Raw genomic sequence first — 19,633 nt, forward strand, 5'->3', positions numbered from 1 at the left:
CTCCTCTACCAGATGCTGCTGCCACTGACTCGCCGGCTGAACCAATTCGCCGCGATGATGAAAATAAAGCTGATGATGCCCGTGAATAGATCAATCGCCGTGGCATAACTGTAATTGCCTTGCGTTAAACCGACCCTGTATACGTAAGTCGATATAATATCTGCCGTTTCGTAAGTGGCTGGAGTTGCGAGCAGATACACTTTTTCAAAACCGATCTCCAGTATTTTTCCAATATCCAGTATCAATATAATCACGATCGCCGGTGCAATGCCGGGCAGTGTAATATTCAGCGTTTGCTTCCAGCGGTTCGCGCCATCCATGCGTGCCGCTTCATATAATTGCGGATCAATGGCCGTCAAAGCAGCCAAATAGATGATGGTCCCCCATCCGATATGCTGCCAAACATCTGTTGTAATATAAATCGTTCGGAACCAGGAGGCCTCTACCAGAAAATTGATTCGGTCCAGCCCGATGGCATTCAGCAATTGGTTGACGACTCCGCCTGTTGGAGACAAGAACATGACTGCAATTCCTGCCACTACTACATTGGATATGAAATGCGGAAGATAACTAACCGTTTGGACAAACCGTTTCAGGAATGATTTACTCACTTCATTAATGAGCAGCGCCAAGATGATCGGAGCCGGAAATCCAAATACCAGCTTATATAAACCAAGCAAAAATGTATTTCTAAGGACCGGCCAAAAGTCCGGTGTATTAAAAAACATATTAAAATACTTAAACCCTACCCAATCACTTTCCGTTATCCCTTTAAAAAGGTTGTAATCCATAAAGGCAATGGAGACCCCGAATATAGGAACATACTTAAAAATGATGTAATACAGAGCACAGGGTAGAAGCAGCAACAGCAGATATTTATCCCGTTTTAACTTGTGTAAGAAACTTTGCTTCTGTGCTTGCACAAAACGTATCCTCCTTCTCATGCTGAAATCCTTATTAACCTGCGAATTGCTGCCCTCTTACGGACCGGGTTTTGGCCTGTCTTACACCAGGACCGGTCCGTTTGAGATAGCAGTGTGTTCATTCATTTAGCCGACGAGCCGCGTGAATGATTAATTGCCTTCGTTCAAGAATTTTTGTGTACGTTCATATGCGCTTTGATGAACTTCCAATACCTTTTGCACGCCAAGTTTGTTTACTTCTGTGACATAAGTATCCCATTCATCGATCGATTTCTGTCCCAAAATAAACTTGGCAATCTGCTCTTCATGGAACTTCTTCACGGTTTCGCCTACCATACTCAGCACTTCATTCTCCTCATTGGTATAGGCGAGTCTTGGCTGCGCTTTGGTTTCATGATCCGGAGCGATTTTCATCGCTGCCTGCATTTTGGGGGAATACATGGATTCATACGCCGTCATGTCCAATACGGTATGAGCTCCTATCGTTGCGATGCCCGTCTTGGTTCTCAAGTCGCCAAATTCTTTATAATCCTCATTAAATTTACGGACCCCATTCTCGGTCGTGAAGGTCTCTCCTTCCTTACCCCAGGTTGCCAGCTCGATGCCTTCAGGAGAATACAGAAAATCCATGTATTTCAGCAGCCGATCCCGCTCTTTCGAATTAGCCGCTACCGAAAAACCGTCAGACTGTAATCCGGCAAACACATTCTGAGACTTGCCATCTGGTGTGCCGACTGGTGGAACCATATAATCCAGACTGAATTCTGAAGCCTTGTCTCCCAGGACCAGTGGCAGTTCATCCATGATCCCGATATAGTCACTAGCGATGAAAGCTTTGTTCTGAAGCAGCAGATCATTAAACTGCTTGCGTTTATGCGCCATAAAATCAGGCGCAACCAAGCCTTCTGTATAAAACTTGTTCATATACTCAACCATCTTCTTGTAGTTGTCCTCGGTTGGACCATAGCGCCACTCTTCATTATCGTAATCGTAATAATATCCACTGTTGGTGTTAAACCCTGGCGCCATATTAATCAAGGGACTCAAGCCGTTAAACACCGCAATCGGGAAGCTGTCCGGATACAGTTCTTTTAGTTTTTTGGCAACCGTGTAGAGCTCGTCGTAAGTAGTCGGCGGCGTCAGATTATGCTTCTTAAATATGTCGTCCCGATACAGCCAAGACCGCCTGGATTGCTGCTCAAGCCCATATAACGGCAAGAAATAATTTTTCCCTTCGGGAGACAGAATCGCTGCCTTCACTTCAGGATGTTCTTCTAGGAACTTCTTGTAGTTGGGCATCTGATCCAAGTGCTCAAAATAATCAACAAATGCGCCACTGGCTCCGTGTGTATTCGCTGCATTCAAGCTGTTAACCATCATAAGATCTGGGATCTCGCCTGAGGAGATCGCCAGATTCATCGTCGTGGTGTAGTCGCTCATGACGGGTTGGACCTTGAAGGAAATGCCAGTTTCTTCTTTTAAGTATTTATAAATTGGCCAGTTCTCTTTATAGGGCCAGTTCGTATGCGAGAAGGTCATCATTTGTAATGTGACTTCCTTCCCTAAGGCAGCGCTTTCAAGATTAGCCCCTTTTGCTTCATTATCTTTAGAACAACCACCGAGTAGTGTTCCGATCATGATGGTCGCCAAAGCCACCATCCCCATCTTTCGTTTCCAAATCCTCATGCAACCCTCTCCCTTATATCTTGTAATGTAAACACCAATCCACTTCATGCATATTGGCGTTTGTGATTATGATTCTACTTGCAAGAACTGTATGCTGCCTACTCACATTCCTTCCCGTTATTGACCTGACCTAAGATTATGAAAAAGTGGCAATTATCTTAAATGAGGTATATCTACCCCTGCGATCCCGCATGAATACTGGGTTTTTGGCTCACGGCATTATGACTATTAGAGCTTACAGAACGTTTCTGCTTGATCCAGCACATACAAGCTACCCTGATAACACAGGAGTACAAGCTTTACAAGCTGTCATCGGTGGAGGTACGCCTACCGTAAGCGCATCTATTATTATCGAGCGATTGGCGTAACAAATAGCTCTATCTATCGCACAAAAAAGGAACCCGCCGCAGCAGGGGTTCCTTTCTTTTTGTTTCAATATCTCAGGCATGAATTGACAGTAGAGAGGTAAACTTTTACAATACGGACAAGAATCCCCCTAACGAAAATGAGGAAGCACCCTTTTCGAATCACGGATATTCTGCAATGTATTCAATTCCAAGATATCGAAAAAGAGGTGCTTTTATGATGTACGGAAAACTTCATAGTGCTTGCTTGCACGGCATTGACGGTGTGGTCATTCAGGTGGAGATCGACCTCGCGAACGGTTTACCGCAGACGACCATCATTGGCCTTCCAGACTCGTCCATTCGCGAATCCGTAGAGCGGGTCCGGGCAGCGATCAAAAACTGCGGGTTTAGTTATCCTTTACAGAGGGTAACCGTCAATCTCGCTCCGGCCGATCTGCGTAAAGAGGGCTCCTCCTTTGATTTGGCGATAGCCATTGGTATTTTGCTGACAAGCGAGCAATGGTCTTTCGCAAATGCCGGACAATTATTAATTATTGGCGAGTTGGCACTCGATGGAACGCTTAGACCAATTACCGGTGTTCTCCCGATGGTAGAACAAGCCAAAAAAGAAGGATATACCGGAGTTCTGCTCCCGCGTGAAAATACATCAGAAGCTGCTCTAATAACGGGTATGGAGGTCTACGGAATTCAGCACTTGAAGGAACTGGTCACGGATGAAGCAGACGAGAATATGGAGGAGGTTGGTACCGGAAGAAAAGGAACTCCCCTGCAAACCGTCTCACTGTCCAAGCTAAAGTATGATCGATCTGTGCATGTAGACACCAAGCGGCAGGGTTATCCTCAAGAGATGCAGCTTGAAGACTACAAAGACGTAATAGGACAGCAGCACATTAAACGAGCCCTTACGATCGCTGCGGCAGGGATGCATAACATCATGCTAATCGGTCCTCCCGGTACCGGCAAAACGATGCTCATGAAGCGACTCCCTACCATACTGCCGCCCTTGGCCGATGAAGAAGCGCTGACTACAACCAAAATATTCAGCGCAGCCGGGAAGTTAAAACCTTCCGAAGGTCTGATGAGAAGACGCCCCTTCCGTTCCCCACATCATACTATATCGGCAGGGGGACTTATCGGTGGTGGCACCATTCCCAAGCCAGGCGAGGTCAGTCTGGCCCACAAAGGGATCCTCTTCCTGGATGAACTCCCTGAGTTCTCAAGACATGTGCTGGAAGTTCTGCGACAACCCTTGGAGGATCGTGAAGTGACCATCAGCCGGGCACGGGCCGTATTTACCTTCCCGGCGCATTTCATGTTGGCCTGTTCAATGAATCCCTGTCCGTGCGGTTATTATGGCAGCGACCATCCTCACCAACGCTGTACCTGCAGTGCTTCCCGGATCGCTCAATACCGCGCCAAAATATCAGGGCCGCTGCTGGATCGGATCGACCTGCAGGTCGATGTGCCTCGGCCCAAGGAATGGCCGGGCAACAAAGCGCCGCTGTCATCTCAAGAGATGCGGGAACAAGTTCTTGCTGCCCAAGCGCTGCAAGTGAAGCGATACAAGAGCCTTCCCTTCTACTGGAACAGTGAACTATTCGGCAGTTTCCTAAGGACTCATGCCGTGCTGAATAAAGAATCGGCGGAACTTCTTCAGACAACCATTGACACGCTGGGTCTAAGCATGCGCGCTTATGACCGTATCTTAAAGCTGGCCAGAACCATTGCCGATTTGGAGGCTTCCGATGGGATACAAAGCCGACATGTTGCTGAAGCCATTCAATATCGCCAGTTGGATCGCCAACATATTATGACCGAAGACACAATCCATTAATGAAATGAGTGAATACCCTTGATCATCAGACTTATGAACGACCAAGATATGAATAATATTATCGACATATGGCTTACCACATCCATAGATGCCCATCATTTTATTCCAGCCCAATACTGGCAATCTAAGATTGAAGAGATGCGGAACGTTTATCTTCCGATGGCTGAAACCTATCTGCTTGAGGATGACGGTCAAGTGTTTGGCTTTATCTCACTTGTAGAGGATCATCTTGCAGCATTATTCGTGAGTACAACCAGTCAAAATCAAGGATATGGAGGTGCGCTGCTCCACCATGCCATGGACCTGCGAAATGTATTGAAGCTTCAAGTATATGAGGAGAACCGAAACGCTTTTCACTTTTATCTAAAGAATGGTTTCCAGGTTCTTGAAGAAGCCGTGGATAGTAATACGGGACAAAAAGAGCTAAACATGATTTGGAATAAGGAATTAAAGCCGTTATGAACTAGAAACACACGGTCCGAACATATGCGTATACTGAAAAAATAAACTGTGATATGCAAAAGAAGGTGATGTACCTGAACTCCATCACCTTCTTTATTGTTGTAATTCTTATTATTTTCTAAGGATCGTGTTCGGTCTAAAATGCATTCTCAATATGTTCCATCGATATTGCTGTCAGATCTGCGCCTAACATGACCGAGATAACGTCAAACCGAATCGGCCGTTCGTAATAACGTTTCTGATGTATGTACTGCTGTGCCGTGTTTCGAACCTGGATCATTTTGCGGGCATTCACCGATTCGGAGGGGGTTCCGAAACTCGTCGTTCCGCTTCGGCTCCTTACCTCAATCACCACCAAGATGTCTCCACTTTCAGCTACGATATCCAATTCACCAAAGCGACAGCGCCAATTTCGGTCCAAAATCTGATACCCTTTCTCAATCAGGGCGGTAGCAGCCAGTTCTTCTGCAGCGGCTCCTTTTTGTTTGCGGTTGTCCTTCTTTCCGAATGAAGGGGTCATTAAGACATCCTCCCTTCATCCCTCGCTTGGCGATCTGCTTGATATACATACGTTAGCACTTCCGCTACCAGCTGATACAGCTCTGCTGGTATCTGTTGGTCCAAATCCAGCTTGGAGAGAATCTCCACCAACGCTGCATCCTCTTGTACAGGAACGCCATGCTCTTTGGCTCTATCTAATATCGATTCCGCCAGCTTGCCTTGTCCTTTGGCCACCACGATCGGGGCTTCGTTCTCGCCAGGCGTATATTTAAGGGCGACCGCCTTTTTCATGGCCGTTAGCGCCTCTTGATCTTTCTCCCGGTCACTCATATCCGCATATCCACCCCTTTATAAACCTGTGGGGTGTACTCTGCAGCCGTTCCCTGCACGGACATGGACGTATCTGATACCACGTGAGAGGCTGCAGGCAGCGGCTCTGTTTTTACGCTGAGTAATTGGTACCCAATCGAAGAAACGGCTTGAGCCAGCTCTTGCTTTCTGCCCTCAAACAGCTCGGCAGCAAAGCTCTGATCATTCCGGAAGTTGAGGCTGACAATGCGGTCAACAACCTGTACATCGATTAGGGTAGTTCCCAAGAAGCTCATATCCAAATCAAAGAGCAGCCTGCAGTTCGTCGCATCCAGTTCCCCTTTGCGCCCTCTCCGCGATTGAATATGTACCGATGCCGTTTGCTCCCCATCGGCACCCTGCAATGGGATGAATATGGTGACTTGTGCAAACGGCGCTGTTCGATCCGTATTCAGCAATAGCTGCTGGCCTGTCAGATGCTGCACGATTTGCTGAGCTGCTTCTTTAACTGCGGGCGGGACGTCTTGACTGGACAGCACCTGCAGTAGAACCCCTTTTAATGTATCTTGCAGGGCAACCGTCGCCTCGTTAGATGACGCTGAAGCCATGGCCACCTGATGTGCGGCAGCCATGTTGTTCTGCTGCACAGTTGGCATATGCTGCTGTGTGATACCAGGCTGGTTCACTATGCCCCCCTGGGCATTCGGTACAGCTTGCTGGTTCGCCTGGACTGCGTTTCCTGGCATGCCAGAAGAACCGGGTGCAGCCGCCGGGGCACTATTACTGCCCGAAGCGGTGACCGCAGGAGGAGTAGCAGCTTGTCCACCAGATTGTCCACTTGCAGAAGCAGGAGCGGATGCAGGGACATTCGCATTCGCTGCTGTCGCCCCCTGGGGAGCCGCTGCGGATGCTTGGCCGCTACCGGGGGGCACGGTTCCCTGCTGCCCGCCAGCTGGAGCGGCGCTACCCGGGCGCGCCGCTTCGCCCGCGGGGCCCGTACCGGCCCCGCGTAAAGCCTGCTGCTCGTGCTCTGCACCGAGCAGCTTCAACAGCCGCCCCACCCACGGCTCCGCATCCGGGGTGAGCGGCTTTGGCGAAGGGCCCAGGGGTCCTTCGCCAGGAGCCGCCGCCGATCCCGTGGGGACGGCGGCGGCTTGGCCGGCGGCAGGCGCAGCCGTGCCGCCGCTGGCCCATGGCTGCGCCAGCTCGCCGCGCAGCTGCTGCAGCAGGCCCTGCAGCTTGGTCAGCAGGCCCTGCTGCTGACCTGTGCTGGCCTGCGCAGCATTGACAGCGGCACTGTGTCCAGCCGCTGTTTGCTGTGACGTCATACCAGGTGCTTCTCCGCCAGCACCTGGCGCTGTTGCAGCAGAAGCAGCATTTTTTCCAGCATCCACGGGATTCCCGGCAACTTGACCTGTCACAGATGCCAACTGCTGCTCCAAAGATTGCAGCAATTGATGCAGCTGCGGGCCGAATACCGCCTGGTGCAGACCTCTCACACTTTCAGGCGAAACCGGCAACCCGCGGTGGAAAGCAATCGCAGCAGACTCTGCCCACTCCGCAGCTGGAATCTGTGGCGGCTTCACAGCTAAAGCTTCACGAAACATGGCTATATTTTCTTTCGTTAGTGGAACCCCTGCGTTTTGCATGCCCCGAATCATTTCCCGATTCTCTTTTGTATCCGGGAGCCCGGCAAAATCGAGTACCTCGGCCATCGAAGAAGGAGACAAAGGTTGTCCCGGCAAATGACTCAGCGGTTTAAGCACCGCCTGCCCCCCTTCTCCCGGCGGCTGAACTTGAAGCAGGGCAGTTTCCCCGGCTCGAAGCGGCGTCTCCAGTTGAGCTTTTACTTGTATGCCCTGGATTTGCACCGTCGCTTCCTGGCCGTCTTCCGACACGTTCATCACGACACCGCGGACGACCTGACCCGGCTTTAATTCCAACGTCTTAGCGTCTCCAGGCTTTTGGTCTCCCAGAAGACCGCGAATCAACGACCCGATGTTCACGATAGTTCCTCCCACACCTTCCATTTACCTTTATATATCGGCAGCAGCCCGCCTTTTGGCAAGGGCGGGCTGCATTGAAATCTAGAATAAAGACAATTGCTCGATCTCCATGTTTTTCAAAAAACTTCTACGATGCATGGCTGTGGGCCCATATCGCTGTAGTTGTTCCCGATGAAACTTGGTTGCATAGCCTTTATGCACAGCAATCCCGTACTCAGGGTACCGTGTTTCCCATTCGTTCTCACATAATCTGTCACGAGTGACCTTGGCTACAATGGAGGCGGCAGCAATAGATTGGCTATTCGCATCGCCCTTAATGATGGCGCGCTGGGGAATATCACAATCGACCTTCTCGGCATCCACAAGCAAAAACTGAGGTTCGACTGCCATTTGTTCGATGGCCATCTTCATGGCAAGTCTAGCGGCCTGTTTAATGTTGATCCTGTCGATTGTTTCTGCATCTACCAGTCCAATGCCAACAGCCAATGCTTGTTCCATTATTTGGTCGTAAAGTGCTTCCCGCTTCTTTGCGCTAAGTTTCTTGGAATCATTAATACCTTCAATGACTACCCCTTCTGGCATAATGACCGCCGCGGCGACCACATCGCCGAACAAACACCCACGTCCGACTTCATCAATACCTGCAATATGTATATAACGGCTCCAGTACTCACGCTCGTACATTAATAAATCTGTCATAGGTTTAACCCCTTTGGTTCCAAATTACCGCTTGCATCCAATTCTCACATACGGTGTTTCATAACATTCTATGAATCTAGTCACTCTACTAGATTATCATACATGACATTGGGCGTCACTCGTGCATTCTAAACACTTTAGAGCTCCGCCCGCTTCAAAAGGATGTCGAATGGTTTTAACAATAGGAAGTTTACCTTTATATAAAAAGATGACTCCCGACAAGAATCAGGAGCCATCTTCTAACTTGGACTTAAGGCTATTATTATCCACCTGCAAAACAACCAACCTCCTTATTTTCGGAGGTTGGTTGTTTTGTATTAAATATAAAGGCGATGAGCCCTCATTTAATAAGGAGATTCCATCGAATATCGCCCCAGCTTACCGGCGCGAAGTTCGCGCAAGAAAATACTTGAGGCTTTTTCCAAATCGACTCTTCCGCCGCTGACGATACAGCCGCGTTTTCTTCCTATCGCTTCCATGACCGCGACAATCTCATCCGGGTTGTCCAGATCCGTTGGGCGCTCTTTAAGATCAAAGCGCTCGCTCATCGTTTCCCAATAATAGTTCGTGAAATATTTGATCGCAAAAAAAGCAATATCTTCTACGTTCAAAATTTCCTCTTTGATGGCGCCGGTAACGGCCAAACGGTACCCTACATTCTGATCCTCAAACTTCGGCCACAAAATACCGGGTGTATCCAGCAGCTCCATTTCACCACCGGTAACCTTTATCCACTGCTGCCCTTTGGTTACGCCCGGACGGTCTCCCGTGGCGGCGATGTTGCGGCCAGCAAGCCGGTTAATCAGCGTAGACTTACCTACATTCGGTATACCCACGATGAGCACACGCATGGCGCGAGGGTTCATCCCCTTAGCGATTTGTTTATCGATCTTCTCTTTTAACAGCAATTTTATCTGATTTGGTATATCTTTGACGCCTGTCCCTGTGTATGCATCTACAGGAAAAGCGGTAAGGCCCTGTTCTTTAAAGTAGGCCTGCCATTGCCTTGTAACCTCAGGATCGGCCAAATCGGCTTTATTCATGATGATAAGGCGCGGCTTGTTCTGCAAAATTTCGTCAATCATCGGATTCCGGCTTGAGAGCGGAAGTCTTGCATCGATGAGCTCAATGACGGCATCAATCAGCTTCAGCTTCTCCTGAATTTGGCGGCGCGCTTTGGTCATATGTCCAGGAAACCATTGTATTGTCAAACGTCGTCACCCCACTGTACCTGCAAACTTTCATCGTTTTTATAGCGCCAGGCTAATGGTTGATGAGCCCTATGTCTTTAATCGGCCAGAAGATCAAGTCTGCACGACCAATAATATCCCCAAAAGGAACATATCCTATCATACGACTGTCCGTGCTGTTGGAACGGTTATCCCCCATTACAAAAACATGTCCTTCTGGCACAACTCCGTCCTGAACGAACGAGTTCGGAAAATTGGTTGTGCTATTGTACAATCTGTCTTCAGCATGGGCTTGATCAATTGCTTCCTGTATGTAGGGTTCGTTCACAAGCTCCCCGTTGACAAAAACTTGATCGCCTTCAACTTTGACTGTATCACCAGCTACCGCAATCACTCGTTTAATGAAGTCTCTGCCCTCATCAGGAACATGGAACACGATAACTTCCCCACGTTCCGGTTTGCGGATATCGTACAGAATCTCGTTAACGATCAGTTTCTGATTGGATACAAAGTTAGGCTCCATTGATGGACCTTGCACAATAAACGGTTTAAAGAGAAGCCAGCGAATGAGAATAACGAGAACCAGAGCAATGAGAAGAGCTTTCAGCCATTCTACAAGCTCATTTTTAGCCTTCTTGGCCGGTTTTCCTACATTAGTTTCAATTGCCTCCTGGTGTTGTTCTTTCTCCATAACCCACCGTCCTCTCTATAGATCGCTTTCACACTATCGCGATTTTTGGATATACAAAAGGGGCTTGTATATACGCACAAGCCCCCCTCACCGCCTTGTAATTAACGACGAATTTCTTTAATTCTCGCTGCTTTACCGCGCAGTTCACGAAGATAATAAAGCTTCGCACGACGCACTTTACCACGGCGAGCCACTTCGATTTTCTCGATTTTAGGCGAGTTGATTGGGAAAGTTCTTTCCACACCAACACCGTAAGAAATTTTACGAACAGTAAAAGTCTCACTGATTCCGCCACCGCGACGTTTAATAACTACACCTTCAAACAACTGGATACGCTCACGAGTACCCTCGATAACCTTAACGTGTACTTTCAAAGTATCACCAGGGCGAAAGCTCGGAATATCCTTACGAAGTTGTTCTTCAGTAATCGCTTGAACGATATTCATCATCTATGACTCCCTCCTCTCACACAGGCGTTCTTGCATCTTCCGGAAATTATATGTATTTCCTTCATTATCCGCAGCGGACCACCGTATTCACAACAAAAGAAATAGTAACACACTTTGCAAATTGAATCAAGTAGTTTATCTTGACACCATGTTGGTAATTTGATCATTCACAGATATCTTTATCTCATAATAAAAACCGCAATCAGCAATGGTTGATGCTGACCGCGGCTCCATAAGCTTAATTCATCTTTTTACTTGAATCATGTAAACCTTTATGACGTTCACTATAATATTCAAGAATGTCATCAACTGTCTCAAAATGTACCTCTGTATGTTTTGTTTCTTCAATACTCGCTTCGCTTGTTTGTCTATGCTCTGTCATCATTCAAGTTGCCTCCTAGCCATGAGTAATTCTCAACTGATTATATATTACCCAGCAATGGTGGAGCTGCATCAGCCATGCTTAAAAAATTATATCCATGCAATACAAACAGATCTAAGAGCCGATTCTGAAGATAGAAATCCTTACGGCCGTTTGGGGAGCTGTGATTGATTTCGTGACAGGGGATAAATTATACAAGCTAACAGTATTACCCGCACTCAGATTTATGACTGCTAATCCCGATACTTCCGTGTTCGTTGAATTCGAATTCATGCTCGCCCCACTGGCCGTATTGCCATTCACAACGATTCCGAATGTATTAGGAGCGGGCTGGCCCTCGCCGAGTGATACCTGCCAATCAAAGTAATAGAAACCTGCAGTCTCAATGGTCAGCGTTGTTGAACCGTTATACGTTACACCTTGCAGCGTGCTCGATGAAAAAGTAACCGGTGCGTTGCTGTTCACATTTTGTGTGGTTCCGGCATACGTCAAGCTGCCGCCCACGAGGGTCGTTGAACCCGTTGGACCGATTGGACCCGTTGAGTCGGTTAATCCTGTAACTCCTGTCGCACCTAGCGAGTCTATTACTCCTATTGGACCTGTCACGCCGGTAGCCCCGCTTAGTCCTGTGTCCCCAGCAGCTCCGATCTCTCCAGTTGCACCTGTAGTACCTGTCGACCCGGTGGGACCAGTTTCACCTGTTGCACCCGCTAGATCTGTAACTCCCTTTGCGCCATCCGCTCCCGTACAACACGTTACTCCTGTTATCCCACCAGACTCCCCTGGAGGTCCCTCCGGGCCTGTTTGGCCTGCAGCACCAACGGTACCGGTGGGACCAGTTCCTCCCGGCATACCGGGCAAACCAGCAGCTTCTGTTGAACCTGTTGAACCCGTTGAGCCCACTCCTCCAGTTGGTCCTGTTGCTCCTGTTACACCCTGCACCCCATGGCCCTGCACATTGACTAACATCTCCTGAATCTTAAGGTCCTGAACACTTTTAGCGCTCGTCCTTGCAATAGCTGGAAGAGATTCAAGGGCAGCTTCTTGGACATCCATAGGTATACCTAGTTTAGTTATTGTTCCTGAAAGAGCATTCGTATAGTTCGTTATCTGTTCATTCAGAAGATCCGGCGAGCCTCCATTTAGCAGAAAAGCAATTATTTGATCCGATGCTGCTTGCAGCCTGACCACCTGCTGAGGAGACTCCCCCAATCTTTCAGCCTGCTGATTAATTCCCTGAAGAACTTCAGCAAGTCTCTGTCGCGATCCACTTCCTTCATCTGTCATAGCATTTATGACATAAAAGGGCAGATTAATCATGAGATTCAGCAGTGGAACTGCATCTACACTTTGGGGCATATTTGCCAACCTCAATTGAACGTCATTACGTGAAGCAGCAATTTCCGGACCAATCGCGCTACCGACACCGATTCTATCTCCATACGATTGAAACAATGTCAGAACCTCGTTCACTCTTATCAGAATCTCTTGTTGATTATCCGCATTAGAGATTCTGGCTATCTGTTGAACGACTTCTCTAAGGTCCTGTCTTTCCCGTAGTGAGAACCTCATTCCCGAGATCAATTCGTTTAGACTTTGCAGCTGTATTTTGATAAGCGTAAAATTCTCATTAGCCGAATTCTCCATAAATGTACGTATCAGTGGTGTCAGTTGACAGACCAATGTGACGAATCGGGCAGCTTGGTTTCCAACTCGAGTACGTCCAGGTGTAAGTCCTTTAATTACAGCCTTGCCGTCTTTTCGTTTTCTCTTTTGTTGCCTCAATCGATATCACCCCTCACAATCTCTTGCATCCGCAAACACCTATTTCTCACATTATTCATCCGCTCCCGATTATGTTCTCAGGTACAAGGGGTCAAATGGATTGTCCGTATCAATTCAACAAATTTCTGAAATAAAAAACAGACCTGTTTTCACAGATCTGTTCTTAGCTTTACCACAAATGGCTATGATCCCGCTTCTTGCTGAAGCTTGCTTATAAATGCCCGATCTTGTTTGGTCAATTCCAGCTTGTCCAACAACTCTGGGCGGCGCTCCCATGTTCGTTTGAGTGCTTGTTCACGACGCCACAGCTCTATATTCGCATGATGGCCGCTTAACAAAATATCCGGCACCTTAAAACCTCGAAACTCAGCCGGGCGTGTATAGTGCGGGTATTCCAGCAAACCTGTGCTGAATGAATCCGTCACCGCTGAAGTTTCATTGCCGAGCACTCCAGGTAATAATCGTACGACAGAATCAATGACCACCATTGCAGGTAATTCACCGCCTGTCAGTACATAATCTCCAATAGATAACTCGTCCGTAACAAGAAATTCCCGAATCCGTTCATCATAACCTTCGTAATGCCCGCATATAAACACCAGATGCTCTTCCTGAGACAACTCTTCCGCCTTCTTCTGCGTAAAAGTCTCACCTTGCGGACACATCAGAATAACCCGCGGGGGCTTGCCTGCACTTGAGGTTTCCGCCGTAATCTCAACAGCAGGATGTGTTTCCTCCTCTTGATTCAAAATCTTATTCGGATCGGAAGCGAGGATGTCCTCTACCGCGGCAAATATCGGGTCCGGTTTTAATACCATTCCCCCTCCGCCGCCATACGGAGTGTCATCCACCTGCCCATGCTTGTTACCGGCATACTGACGGAAATTTATAGCGTTCAGGCTCACAATTTGTTTCTCGGCTGCTTTACCTAGAATACTCGTGTGGAACACCCCATCGAACATCTCAGGGAAGAGCGTCAATACATCAATCCGCATGAACTATAACAACCCTTCCATAAGATGCACGCGGACAAGCTTCGCTTCTTTATCAACATCTAGAACAACATCCGGTATGGCCGGAAGAAGAACTTCTTTGCCTTGAGGAGTTTTTACTACCCACACATCATTAGCTCCTGGCGTCAAGATTTCGGAGATTGTACCGAGCTCCTCAGCGGGCTCTTCATCGGTCATGACTTTGCAACCAATAATTTCATGAAAATAGTATTCGTTCTCCGGAAGCTCCTCTTGCAGATCAGCTGTAATCTTCAGGAGTGAGCCCTTGTATTTCTCAACTTCATTTATACCGTGAAGCTCCTTAAACTTAAGGATATACATATTTTTATGGAAACGGGAAGCTTCGACCGTAACTTCCATTTTAACTCCCTTTTCCGTAACAATGAAAAGCTTGCTCTTGGGTGCGAAACGCTGGTCGGCAAAATCCGTATGCGGTACCACTTTAACTTCTCCGCGGATGCCGTGTGTGTTCACAATTTTGCCTACGGTAAACAACTTTTCAGACATGGTGTTCCTCCTGCATCACTTAATAAACGTTCACGCTGGTATGACCGCTGATTTCTTCAGCATGTACGAAAAAGGGCTAGGACATGCATCCTAACCCCCTTTCGTATATTTTAAGAAATGATATCAACGGTCACCCGTGTATCCATTTTAACCGCCGCCGATGTTACGACTGTACGCAATGATTTGGCGATACGCCCTTGCTTGCCTATGACCTTCCCGACATCGTCAGGATGCACGTACAGCTCATAGACAATCAAGTGCTCCTTCTCAACTGTCTTTACAGTCACATCTTCTGGATGATCCACTAAAGCCTTAGCAATAACTCGAACTAATTCTTCCATAGATAACCCTCGCGATCAGCTCTTATTTCTGATGCTTCAGCTCATGAAACTTCTTCATTACGCCCGCTTTGCTAAGCAAGTTGCGAACAGTGTCAGATGCTTGCGCACCATTTTGAAGCCAGTTCAGTGCTTTTTCTTCATCGATTTTAACTTCAGCCGGTTGAGCAACCGGGTTGTAATAACCGATTTCCTCGATAAAACGGCCATCACGTGGGGAACGGGAATCAGAAACCACCACGCGGTAGAAAGGAGCCTTGTGAGCACCCATGCGTTTCAGACGAATACGTACTGCCATTTGAAAATTCACCTCCTTCAAAGAATGTCCATTCAATAGAATCCGAACTTAACGGAACGGGAACTTCATGCCTTTTCCGCCAGTCAGGCCTTTTAGCTGTTTTAACGCTTTGTTCTTGCCGCCTTTAGGTCCCATCATATCAGAGAACTGTTTCATTACGCGGCGCATCTCGTCAAACTGCTTAATGAGCCGGTTCACTTCAGCCAGCGAGGTACCGCTGCCTGCCGCAATCCGTTTGCGACGGTTGTGATTAATAATGTCAGGCTGCTGCTTCTCCGCTGTCGTCATGGAGTGGACAATAGCCTCGATGCGTCCCATCTGCTTCTCGTCAACCTTGAGATCCTTGGCTTGCTTCATCTTGCCCATGCCTGGAATCATATCCATCAGCTGATCCAAAGGACCGAGCTTCTTCACCTGATCCATCTGCTCCAGGAAATCCTCGAACGTAAATTCGGCATTACGCATCTTACGTTCCATTTCCTTCGCTTTGTCAGCATCAATATTCGATTGTGCTTTCTCGATGAGAGACAGCATGTCGCCCATACCGAGAATCCGCGAAGCCATCCGTTCCGGATGGAACGGCTCAAGCGCATCAATCTTCTCACCAAGAGCAGCGAATTTGATAGGGCATCCGGTTACCGCTTTAACTGACAGAGCGGCACCGCCACGAGTATCGCCATCCAGCTTCGTAAGCACAACGCCCGTGAGCGTCAACTGCTGGTTGAAGCTTTCCGCTACATTCACCGCATCCTGACCCGTCATCGCGTCAACGACAAGCAGGACTTCATCAGGATTCACCACGCTGTGAATCTGCTTCAATTCTTCCATCAGCTCTTCATCGACATGAAGACGACCGGCCGTATCGATAATGACATAATCGTGCCCGTTATCTTTGGCATGCTGGAGACCTTGCTTCGCAATTTCAACCGGGCTTGTCTTGTCTCCTAAGGAAAACACCGGCACATTGATCTGATTGCCGAGTACTTCGAGCTGCTTGATTGCAGCCGGACGATAGATGTCGCCTGCCACGAGCAGCGGCCGGCTGTTCTGCTTCTGAAGCAGCTTGGCCAGCTTACCCGAAGTGGTTGTCTTACCGGCTCCTTGTAAACCGGCCATCATAATGACCGTCGGCGGTTTATTGCTCTTCGCCAGTTTGGCTTGGCTTCCGCCCATCAACTCCGTCAGCTCTTTATTAACGATGTCAATGATCACCATGCCAGGCGTGAAGCTGTCCATTACTTCCTTGCCGATGGCCTTCTCTTTTACTTTGGATACGAAATCCTTAACCACTTTGAAGTTAACGTCGGCTTCCAGAAGCGCGAGTCTAACTTCACGCATGGCGGCTGTTACATCTTCTTCGGACACCTTGCCTTTACCACGAAGCTTGCTGAACACATTCTGTAGTCTGCTGGTCAATCCTTCAAACGCCATATCCGCCACCTCCGTTCATACTTAATCCCATACCTTTAATCGCTCAACCATATCGGTCATTACATGCTTATCTTGTTCATCCAGGTCGCTACTCTCTACCATTTCCCGGAACTTATCCAGCTCCCGGATGCGCGTCTCATGCTTGTTCAGGAGACCCAGCTTCTCTTCATAGGACTCGAGCACCTGCTCTGCGCGCTTAATATGCTCATAGACGGCCTGACGACTAATCTCAAATTCACCGGCAATTTCCCCCAGGGAAAAATCGTCATGGAAATAATATTTCATAAAAGTCTGCTGTTTCTCTGTCAGCAGCTGCTCATAGAAATCGAACAGAAGATTGATCCGGTTCGTCTTCTCGAGCCGATTCTCCTGACTCATATAAGGGCACCCCCTCGTCAAGGAAAAACACTTTACAGTTCACTTAACGAAACTTATCATACAAAAAAGAAAGAAGGATGTCAAGCCATTTCCCTTGTCATCCTTCTACATGGATAAAAACCTTGCTTGGATCATGTTCAACCGAGAGGTAACAGATAAAGCAGTATCGCAAAAAAGTGAAGAATCGATCCTGCCAGCACAAACAAATGCCAGATCGCATGATGGTACGGGAAGCCGCGCCATACATAAAAAATGGTTCCCAGCGTATACAGCACGCCGCCAATGACGAGTAAGTTCATCCCTTGAGGCGCCACCACCGCGGTTAGCGGATTCCAGGCAATGACAATCAGCCAGCCCATCGCAATATAAAACAGGGTCGAGAGGAACAGAAACTTTTTAACGAAAAATGCTTTGAAAATGACACCGAACAGGGCAATACCCCATACGATCCCGAACAGACTCCAGCCTAGCGTGCCCCGAATGGCAACCAGCAGGAAAGGCGTATACGTCCCCGCAATGAACAAGTATATGGAGGAGTGATCCATAAACTCGAAGAAATCCTTGGCTTTCCCGTCTCTCAAACCATGTACAAGCGTTGAGCTCAAGTACAGCAGGAGCATCGTTGATCCGTAGATCGTAAAGCTCACCACATGCCAGGCAGTGCCTTTCAAACTTGAAAATACAATCAGGAGCACCAGGGCAGCAACGCTTAGTGCCGCTCCTATGCCATGTGTAACTGCATTCGCTATCTCTTCTCGGCGTGGATAAGTGTACGTGTTGGCCATAACAGGTATCCTTTCGCTTGAAATCTTTATAGAGGTTGTTCAAATGTCATCTTTTGATAAGAAAACCTCTATCGAGGCCACTTCAAGGATGAGCGACCGCGATGTGTAGGTAGGTTTTCTTGCGATATAGAATTTCATCAGTTCCACTGATAACTCATAAATTCTATATCTAACACGAAGCAGCACGTGAAGCTTAATCGACATCGAATCTTGAATTCAGCCGGGCCTTCCGGTGCTCACGTAGGTTTTGCCTACGCTCCGCTCCTCAATCCCTAGCTTCATCCAACCTTCTCGGTGCTGAAAACCTGACTTTTGAACCCTACTTATATTATAAGCTCTTCGGGCATGCAAAATCCAGCGACTGACATATCATTGGTTCTGCGTCTGGAAGAATTGCTGAATGGCATGAACGATCTGACTCGACGCCGTGCCATCGCCAAACGGATTAGGAGCACCCGCCATACGCCCATAAGCTTCCTTATCGGTAAGCAGTAATTCTATGCCTGCCTGTACCGCATCCCGCTCCGTGCCAACACACATCAAGGTGCCGGCCGTAATCCCTTCAGGCCGTTCGGTTTTATCTCTGAGCACCAATACCGGCTTCCTAAGGGAAGGAGCTTCCTCCTGAATGCCGCCGGAGTCGGTCAAGACCAGATAGGAGCGCTGCATGATATGGTGGAGATCAACGACACCCAGTGGTTCGGTCAAGTGGATTCGCTCGTACCCCTCAAGCTCTTGCGCGATTACTTCCTGCAGAGCCGGGTTTGGATGGACCGGGTATATCACTTCAATGTCAGGGTGTTTCTGGATTACCCGCTTCACCGCTTCGAACACTTCCTTCATCGGTTCTCCCCAGTTCTCTCGCCGGTGCATGGTCATCAGGATGAGGCGGCTGTCTTTTTGCAGTTTATTCTGTATCGGATGCTTAAAGGGAGCCTGAAGCGTCCATTTCATCGCATCGATGCCAGTATTTCCCGTTATATACACATGATTCGACCGATTCTCGGAGGTGAGATTCTCAGCCGACCTTGACGTCGGTGCAAAATGCAGATCGGCCATTCGCCCGATCCACTCGCGATTCATCTCCTCAGGAAACGGTGCATATTTATCATACGTTCGCAAGCCAGCCTCTACATGGCCTATCGGAACTTTTGCGTAATATGCAGCCAAAGCACCCATACATGCAGTAGTTGTATCTCCATGAACTAACACCAGATCATATGATGACGCTTGGAATACCTGCTCAAATCCTTTTAAAAGGTCTGCGCTCAGACTGTACAAAGACTGTCCTTCCTTCATGATGTTCAGATCAATATGCGCCTTTATGTTAAAAAAGCGCAGCACCTGATCCAGCATATCCCGATGCTGGGCAGTAACGCATACGATGGGCGCAAGTCCCGGAGCCTGTTCCAATTCCTTAACCAGAGGAGCCATTTTGATCGCCTCCGGACGTGTACCAAATATGACAAGAACCTGTTTATTCACGAATCTTCACGCTCCTTTTTTATATGAAAAGATAATCTGAAAATTCGTGCTACAAGTCATTATATGAATAATTAATAGATTCGTTCCCAGCATGCTCACGTACGTAGAAAGCA

21 protein-coding genes are annotated in these 19,633 nt (G+C 48.1%); 2 read left to right on the plus strand and 19 right to left on the minus strand.

What is annotated here, in order from left to right:
- Window positions 1-5: 5 nt before the first annotated feature.
- Both ABEQ74_RS05005 and ABEQ74_RS05010 read right to left on the minus strand, forming a co-directional pair.
- Entirely contained in the window at window positions 6-923 is a 918-nt protein-coding gene (locus tag ABEQ74_RS05005; RefSeq protein ID WP_430120057.1) for an ABC transporter permease, read from the minus strand.
- 150 nt (window positions 924-1,073) lie between these two features.
- Window positions 1,074-2,609, minus strand: a complete 1,536-nt coding sequence (locus ABEQ74_RS05010; protein WP_430120059.1) for an extracellular solute-binding protein — start codon at window positions 2,607-2,609, stop codon at window positions 1,074-1,076.
- Window positions 2,610-3,194: 585 nt separating this feature from the next.
- Between ABEQ74_RS05010 and ABEQ74_RS05015 the strand changes: the two genes are divergently transcribed.
- On the plus strand, window positions 3,195-4,811 hold the full coding sequence (locus ABEQ74_RS05015; RefSeq protein ID WP_430120923.1) for a YifB family Mg chelatase-like AAA ATPase: 1,617 nt from the start codon (window positions 3,195-3,197) through the stop codon (window positions 4,809-4,811).
- A gap of 18 nt (window positions 4,812-4,829) precedes the next feature.
- Complete coding sequence (locus ABEQ74_RS05020) at window positions 4,830-5,273, plus strand: N-acetyltransferase (protein WP_430120061.1); 444 nt, start codon at window positions 4,830-4,832, stop codon at window positions 5,271-5,273.
- Between the two features lie 136 nt (window positions 5,274-5,409).
- Here the strand turns inward: ABEQ74_RS05020 and ABEQ74_RS05025 are convergent, their stop codons facing one another.
- The 17 genes from ABEQ74_RS05025 to wecB all read right to left on the minus strand — a co-directional run bounded on the left by ABEQ74_RS05025 (window position 5,410) and on the right by wecB (window position 19,520).
- Window positions 5,410-5,793: a YraN family protein gene (locus tag ABEQ74_RS05025; RefSeq protein ID WP_430120063.1), complete on the minus strand. Its 384-nt coding sequence runs from the start codon at window positions 5,791-5,793 to the stop codon at window positions 5,410-5,412.
- A complete protein-coding gene (locus ABEQ74_RS05030) occupies window positions 5,793-6,104 on the minus strand; it encodes an EscU/YscU/HrcU family type III secretion system export apparatus switch protein (RefSeq protein ID WP_430120065.1) in 312 nt (103 codons plus the stop codon). The genes ABEQ74_RS05025 and ABEQ74_RS05030 overlap by 1 nt, the downstream gene beginning before the upstream one ends.
- Window positions 6,101-8,089, minus strand: a complete 1,989-nt coding sequence (locus ABEQ74_RS05035; protein WP_430120067.1) for a hypothetical protein — start codon at window positions 8,087-8,089, stop codon at window positions 6,101-6,103. Before ABEQ74_RS05035 ends, ABEQ74_RS05030 begins: the two co-directional genes overlap by 4 nt.
- 81 nt (window positions 8,090-8,170) lie before the next feature.
- Window positions 8,171-8,788, minus strand: coding sequence for a ribonuclease HII (locus ABEQ74_RS05040; RefSeq protein ID WP_430120069.1), 618 nt, complete (start codon window positions 8,786-8,788; stop codon window positions 8,171-8,173).
- Between the two features lie 344 nt (window positions 8,789-9,132).
- Complete coding sequence (gene ylqF / locus ABEQ74_RS05045; protein WP_430120071.1) at window positions 9,133-9,999, minus strand: ribosome biogenesis GTPase YlqF; 867 nt, start codon at window positions 9,997-9,999, stop codon at window positions 9,133-9,135.
- A gap of 52 nt (window positions 10,000-10,051) precedes the next feature.
- A complete protein-coding gene (gene lepB / locus ABEQ74_RS05050) occupies window positions 10,052-10,669 on the minus strand; it encodes a signal peptidase I (RefSeq protein ID WP_430120073.1) in 618 nt (205 codons plus the stop codon).
- 101 nt (window positions 10,670-10,770) lie between these two features.
- The gene (gene rplS / locus ABEQ74_RS05055) at window positions 10,771-11,115 is read right to left on the minus strand and encodes a 50S ribosomal protein L19 (protein WP_430120925.1); all 345 of its coding nucleotides are present in this window, start codon (window positions 11,113-11,115) and stop codon (window positions 10,771-10,773) included.
- A 241-nt stretch (window positions 11,116-11,356) separates the two neighbouring features.
- Window positions 11,357-11,503 (minus strand): hypothetical protein, encoded by a 147-nt coding sequence (locus ABEQ74_RS05060; RefSeq protein ID WP_430120075.1) that lies wholly within the window; start codon window positions 11,501-11,503, stop codon window positions 11,357-11,359.
- Window positions 11,504-11,614: 111 nt separating this feature from the next.
- The gene (locus ABEQ74_RS05065; protein WP_430120077.1) at window positions 11,615-13,285 is read right to left on the minus strand and encodes a collagen-like repeat preface domain-containing protein; all 1,671 of its coding nucleotides are present in this window, start codon (window positions 13,283-13,285) and stop codon (window positions 11,615-11,617) included.
- A 182-nt stretch (window positions 13,286-13,467) separates the two neighbouring features.
- Complete coding sequence (gene trmD, locus ABEQ74_RS05070; RefSeq protein WP_430120079.1) at window positions 13,468-14,280, minus strand: tRNA (guanosine(37)-N1)-methyltransferase TrmD; 813 nt, start codon at window positions 14,278-14,280, stop codon at window positions 13,468-13,470.
- A 3-nt stretch (window positions 14,281-14,283) separates the two neighbouring features.
- Window positions 14,284-14,805, minus strand: a complete 522-nt coding sequence (gene rimM / locus ABEQ74_RS05075) for a ribosome maturation factor RimM (protein WP_430120081.1) — start codon at window positions 14,803-14,805, stop codon at window positions 14,284-14,286.
- Between the two features lie 110 nt (window positions 14,806-14,915).
- Window positions 14,916-15,146: a KH domain-containing protein gene (locus ABEQ74_RS05080; RefSeq protein ID WP_053492605.1), complete on the minus strand. Its 231-nt coding sequence runs from the start codon at window positions 15,144-15,146 to the stop codon at window positions 14,916-14,918.
- Window positions 15,147-15,168: 22 nt separating this feature from the next.
- Window positions 15,169-15,441: a 30S ribosomal protein S16 gene (rpsP, locus tag ABEQ74_RS05085; RefSeq protein ID WP_006211361.1), complete on the minus strand. Its 273-nt coding sequence runs from the start codon at window positions 15,439-15,441 to the stop codon at window positions 15,169-15,171.
- A gap of 48 nt (window positions 15,442-15,489) precedes the next feature.
- Window positions 15,490-16,872, minus strand: a complete 1,383-nt coding sequence (gene ffh / locus ABEQ74_RS05090) for a signal recognition particle protein (RefSeq protein ID WP_009594989.1) — start codon at window positions 16,870-16,872, stop codon at window positions 15,490-15,492.
- Between the two features lie 21 nt (window positions 16,873-16,893).
- Window positions 16,894-17,250: a putative DNA-binding protein gene (locus ABEQ74_RS05095; protein WP_430120084.1), complete on the minus strand. Its 357-nt coding sequence runs from the start codon at window positions 17,248-17,250 to the stop codon at window positions 16,894-16,896.
- 137 nt (window positions 17,251-17,387) lie between these two features.
- The gene (trhA, locus tag ABEQ74_RS05100) at window positions 17,388-18,035 is read right to left on the minus strand and encodes a PAQR family membrane homeostasis protein TrhA (protein ID WP_430120086.1); all 648 of its coding nucleotides are present in this window, start codon (window positions 18,033-18,035) and stop codon (window positions 17,388-17,390) included.
- Between the two features lie 369 nt (window positions 18,036-18,404).
- Window positions 18,405-19,520 (minus strand): non-hydrolyzing UDP-N-acetylglucosamine 2-epimerase, encoded by a 1,116-nt coding sequence (gene wecB, locus ABEQ74_RS05105; protein WP_430120088.1) that lies wholly within the window; start codon window positions 19,518-19,520, stop codon window positions 18,405-18,407.
- Between the last annotated feature and the right edge of the window lie 113 nt (window positions 19,521-19,633).

Origin of the sequence: Paenibacillus solani (genome assembly GCF_050475945.1) — a bacterium.
Classification (GTDB): Bacteria; Bacillota; Bacilli; order Paenibacillales; family Paenibacillaceae; genus Paenibacillus_AQ; species Paenibacillus_AQ solani_A.

Bases quoted from the DNA above. Each gene is read 5' to 3' on its own strand.
- ABEQ74_RS05060 (WP_430120075.1), bottom strand. From the start codon at position 11,503: ATGATGACAGAGCATAGACAAACAAGCGAAGCGAGTATTGAAGAAACA.
- rimM (WP_430120081.1), bottom strand. From the start codon at position 14,805: ATGTCTGAAAAGTTGTTTACCGTAGGCAAAATTGTGAACACACACGGC.
- ABEQ74_RS05010 (WP_430120059.1), bottom strand. From the start codon at position 2,609: ATGAGGATTTGGAAACGAAAGATGGGGATGGTGGCTTTGGCGACCATC.
- ABEQ74_RS05025 (WP_430120063.1), bottom strand. From the start codon at position 5,793: ATGACCCCTTCATTCGGAAAGAAGGACAACCGCAAACAAAAAGGAGCC.
- rplS (WP_430120925.1), bottom strand. From the start codon at position 11,115: ATGAATATCGTTCAAGCGATTACTGAAGAACAACTTCGTAAGGATATT.
- trhA (WP_430120086.1), bottom strand. From the start codon at position 18,035: ATGGCCAACACGTACACTTATCCACGCCGAGAAGAGATAGCGAATGCA.
- rpsP (WP_006211361.1), bottom strand. From the start codon at position 15,441: ATGGCAGTACGTATTCGTCTGAAACGCATGGGTGCTCACAAGGCTCCT.
- ABEQ74_RS05080 (WP_053492605.1), bottom strand. From the start codon at position 15,146: ATGGAAGAATTAGTTCGAGTTATTGCTAAGGCTTTAGTGGATCATCCA.
- trmD (WP_430120079.1), bottom strand. From the start codon at position 14,280: ATGCGGATTGATGTATTGACGCTCTTCCCTGAGATGTTCGATGGGGTG.
- ABEQ74_RS05040 (WP_430120069.1), bottom strand. From the start codon at position 8,788: ATGACAGATTTATTAATGTACGAGCGTGAGTACTGGAGCCGTTATATA.
- ABEQ74_RS05015 (WP_430120923.1), top strand. From the start codon at position 3,195: ATGTACGGAAAACTTCATAGTGCTTGCTTGCACGGCATTGACGGTGTG.
- ffh (WP_009594989.1), bottom strand. From the start codon at position 16,872: ATGGCGTTTGAAGGATTGACCAGCAGACTACAGAATGTGTTCAGCAAG.
- lepB (WP_430120073.1), bottom strand. From the start codon at position 10,669: ATGGAGAAAGAACAACACCAGGAGGCAATTGAAACTAATGTAGGAAAA.
- ABEQ74_RS05095 (WP_430120084.1), bottom strand. From the start codon at position 17,250: ATGAGTCAGGAGAATCGGCTCGAGAAGACGAACCGGATCAATCTTCTG.
- ABEQ74_RS05030 (WP_430120065.1), bottom strand. From the start codon at position 6,104: ATGAGTGACCGGGAGAAAGATCAAGAGGCGCTAACGGCCATGAAAAAG.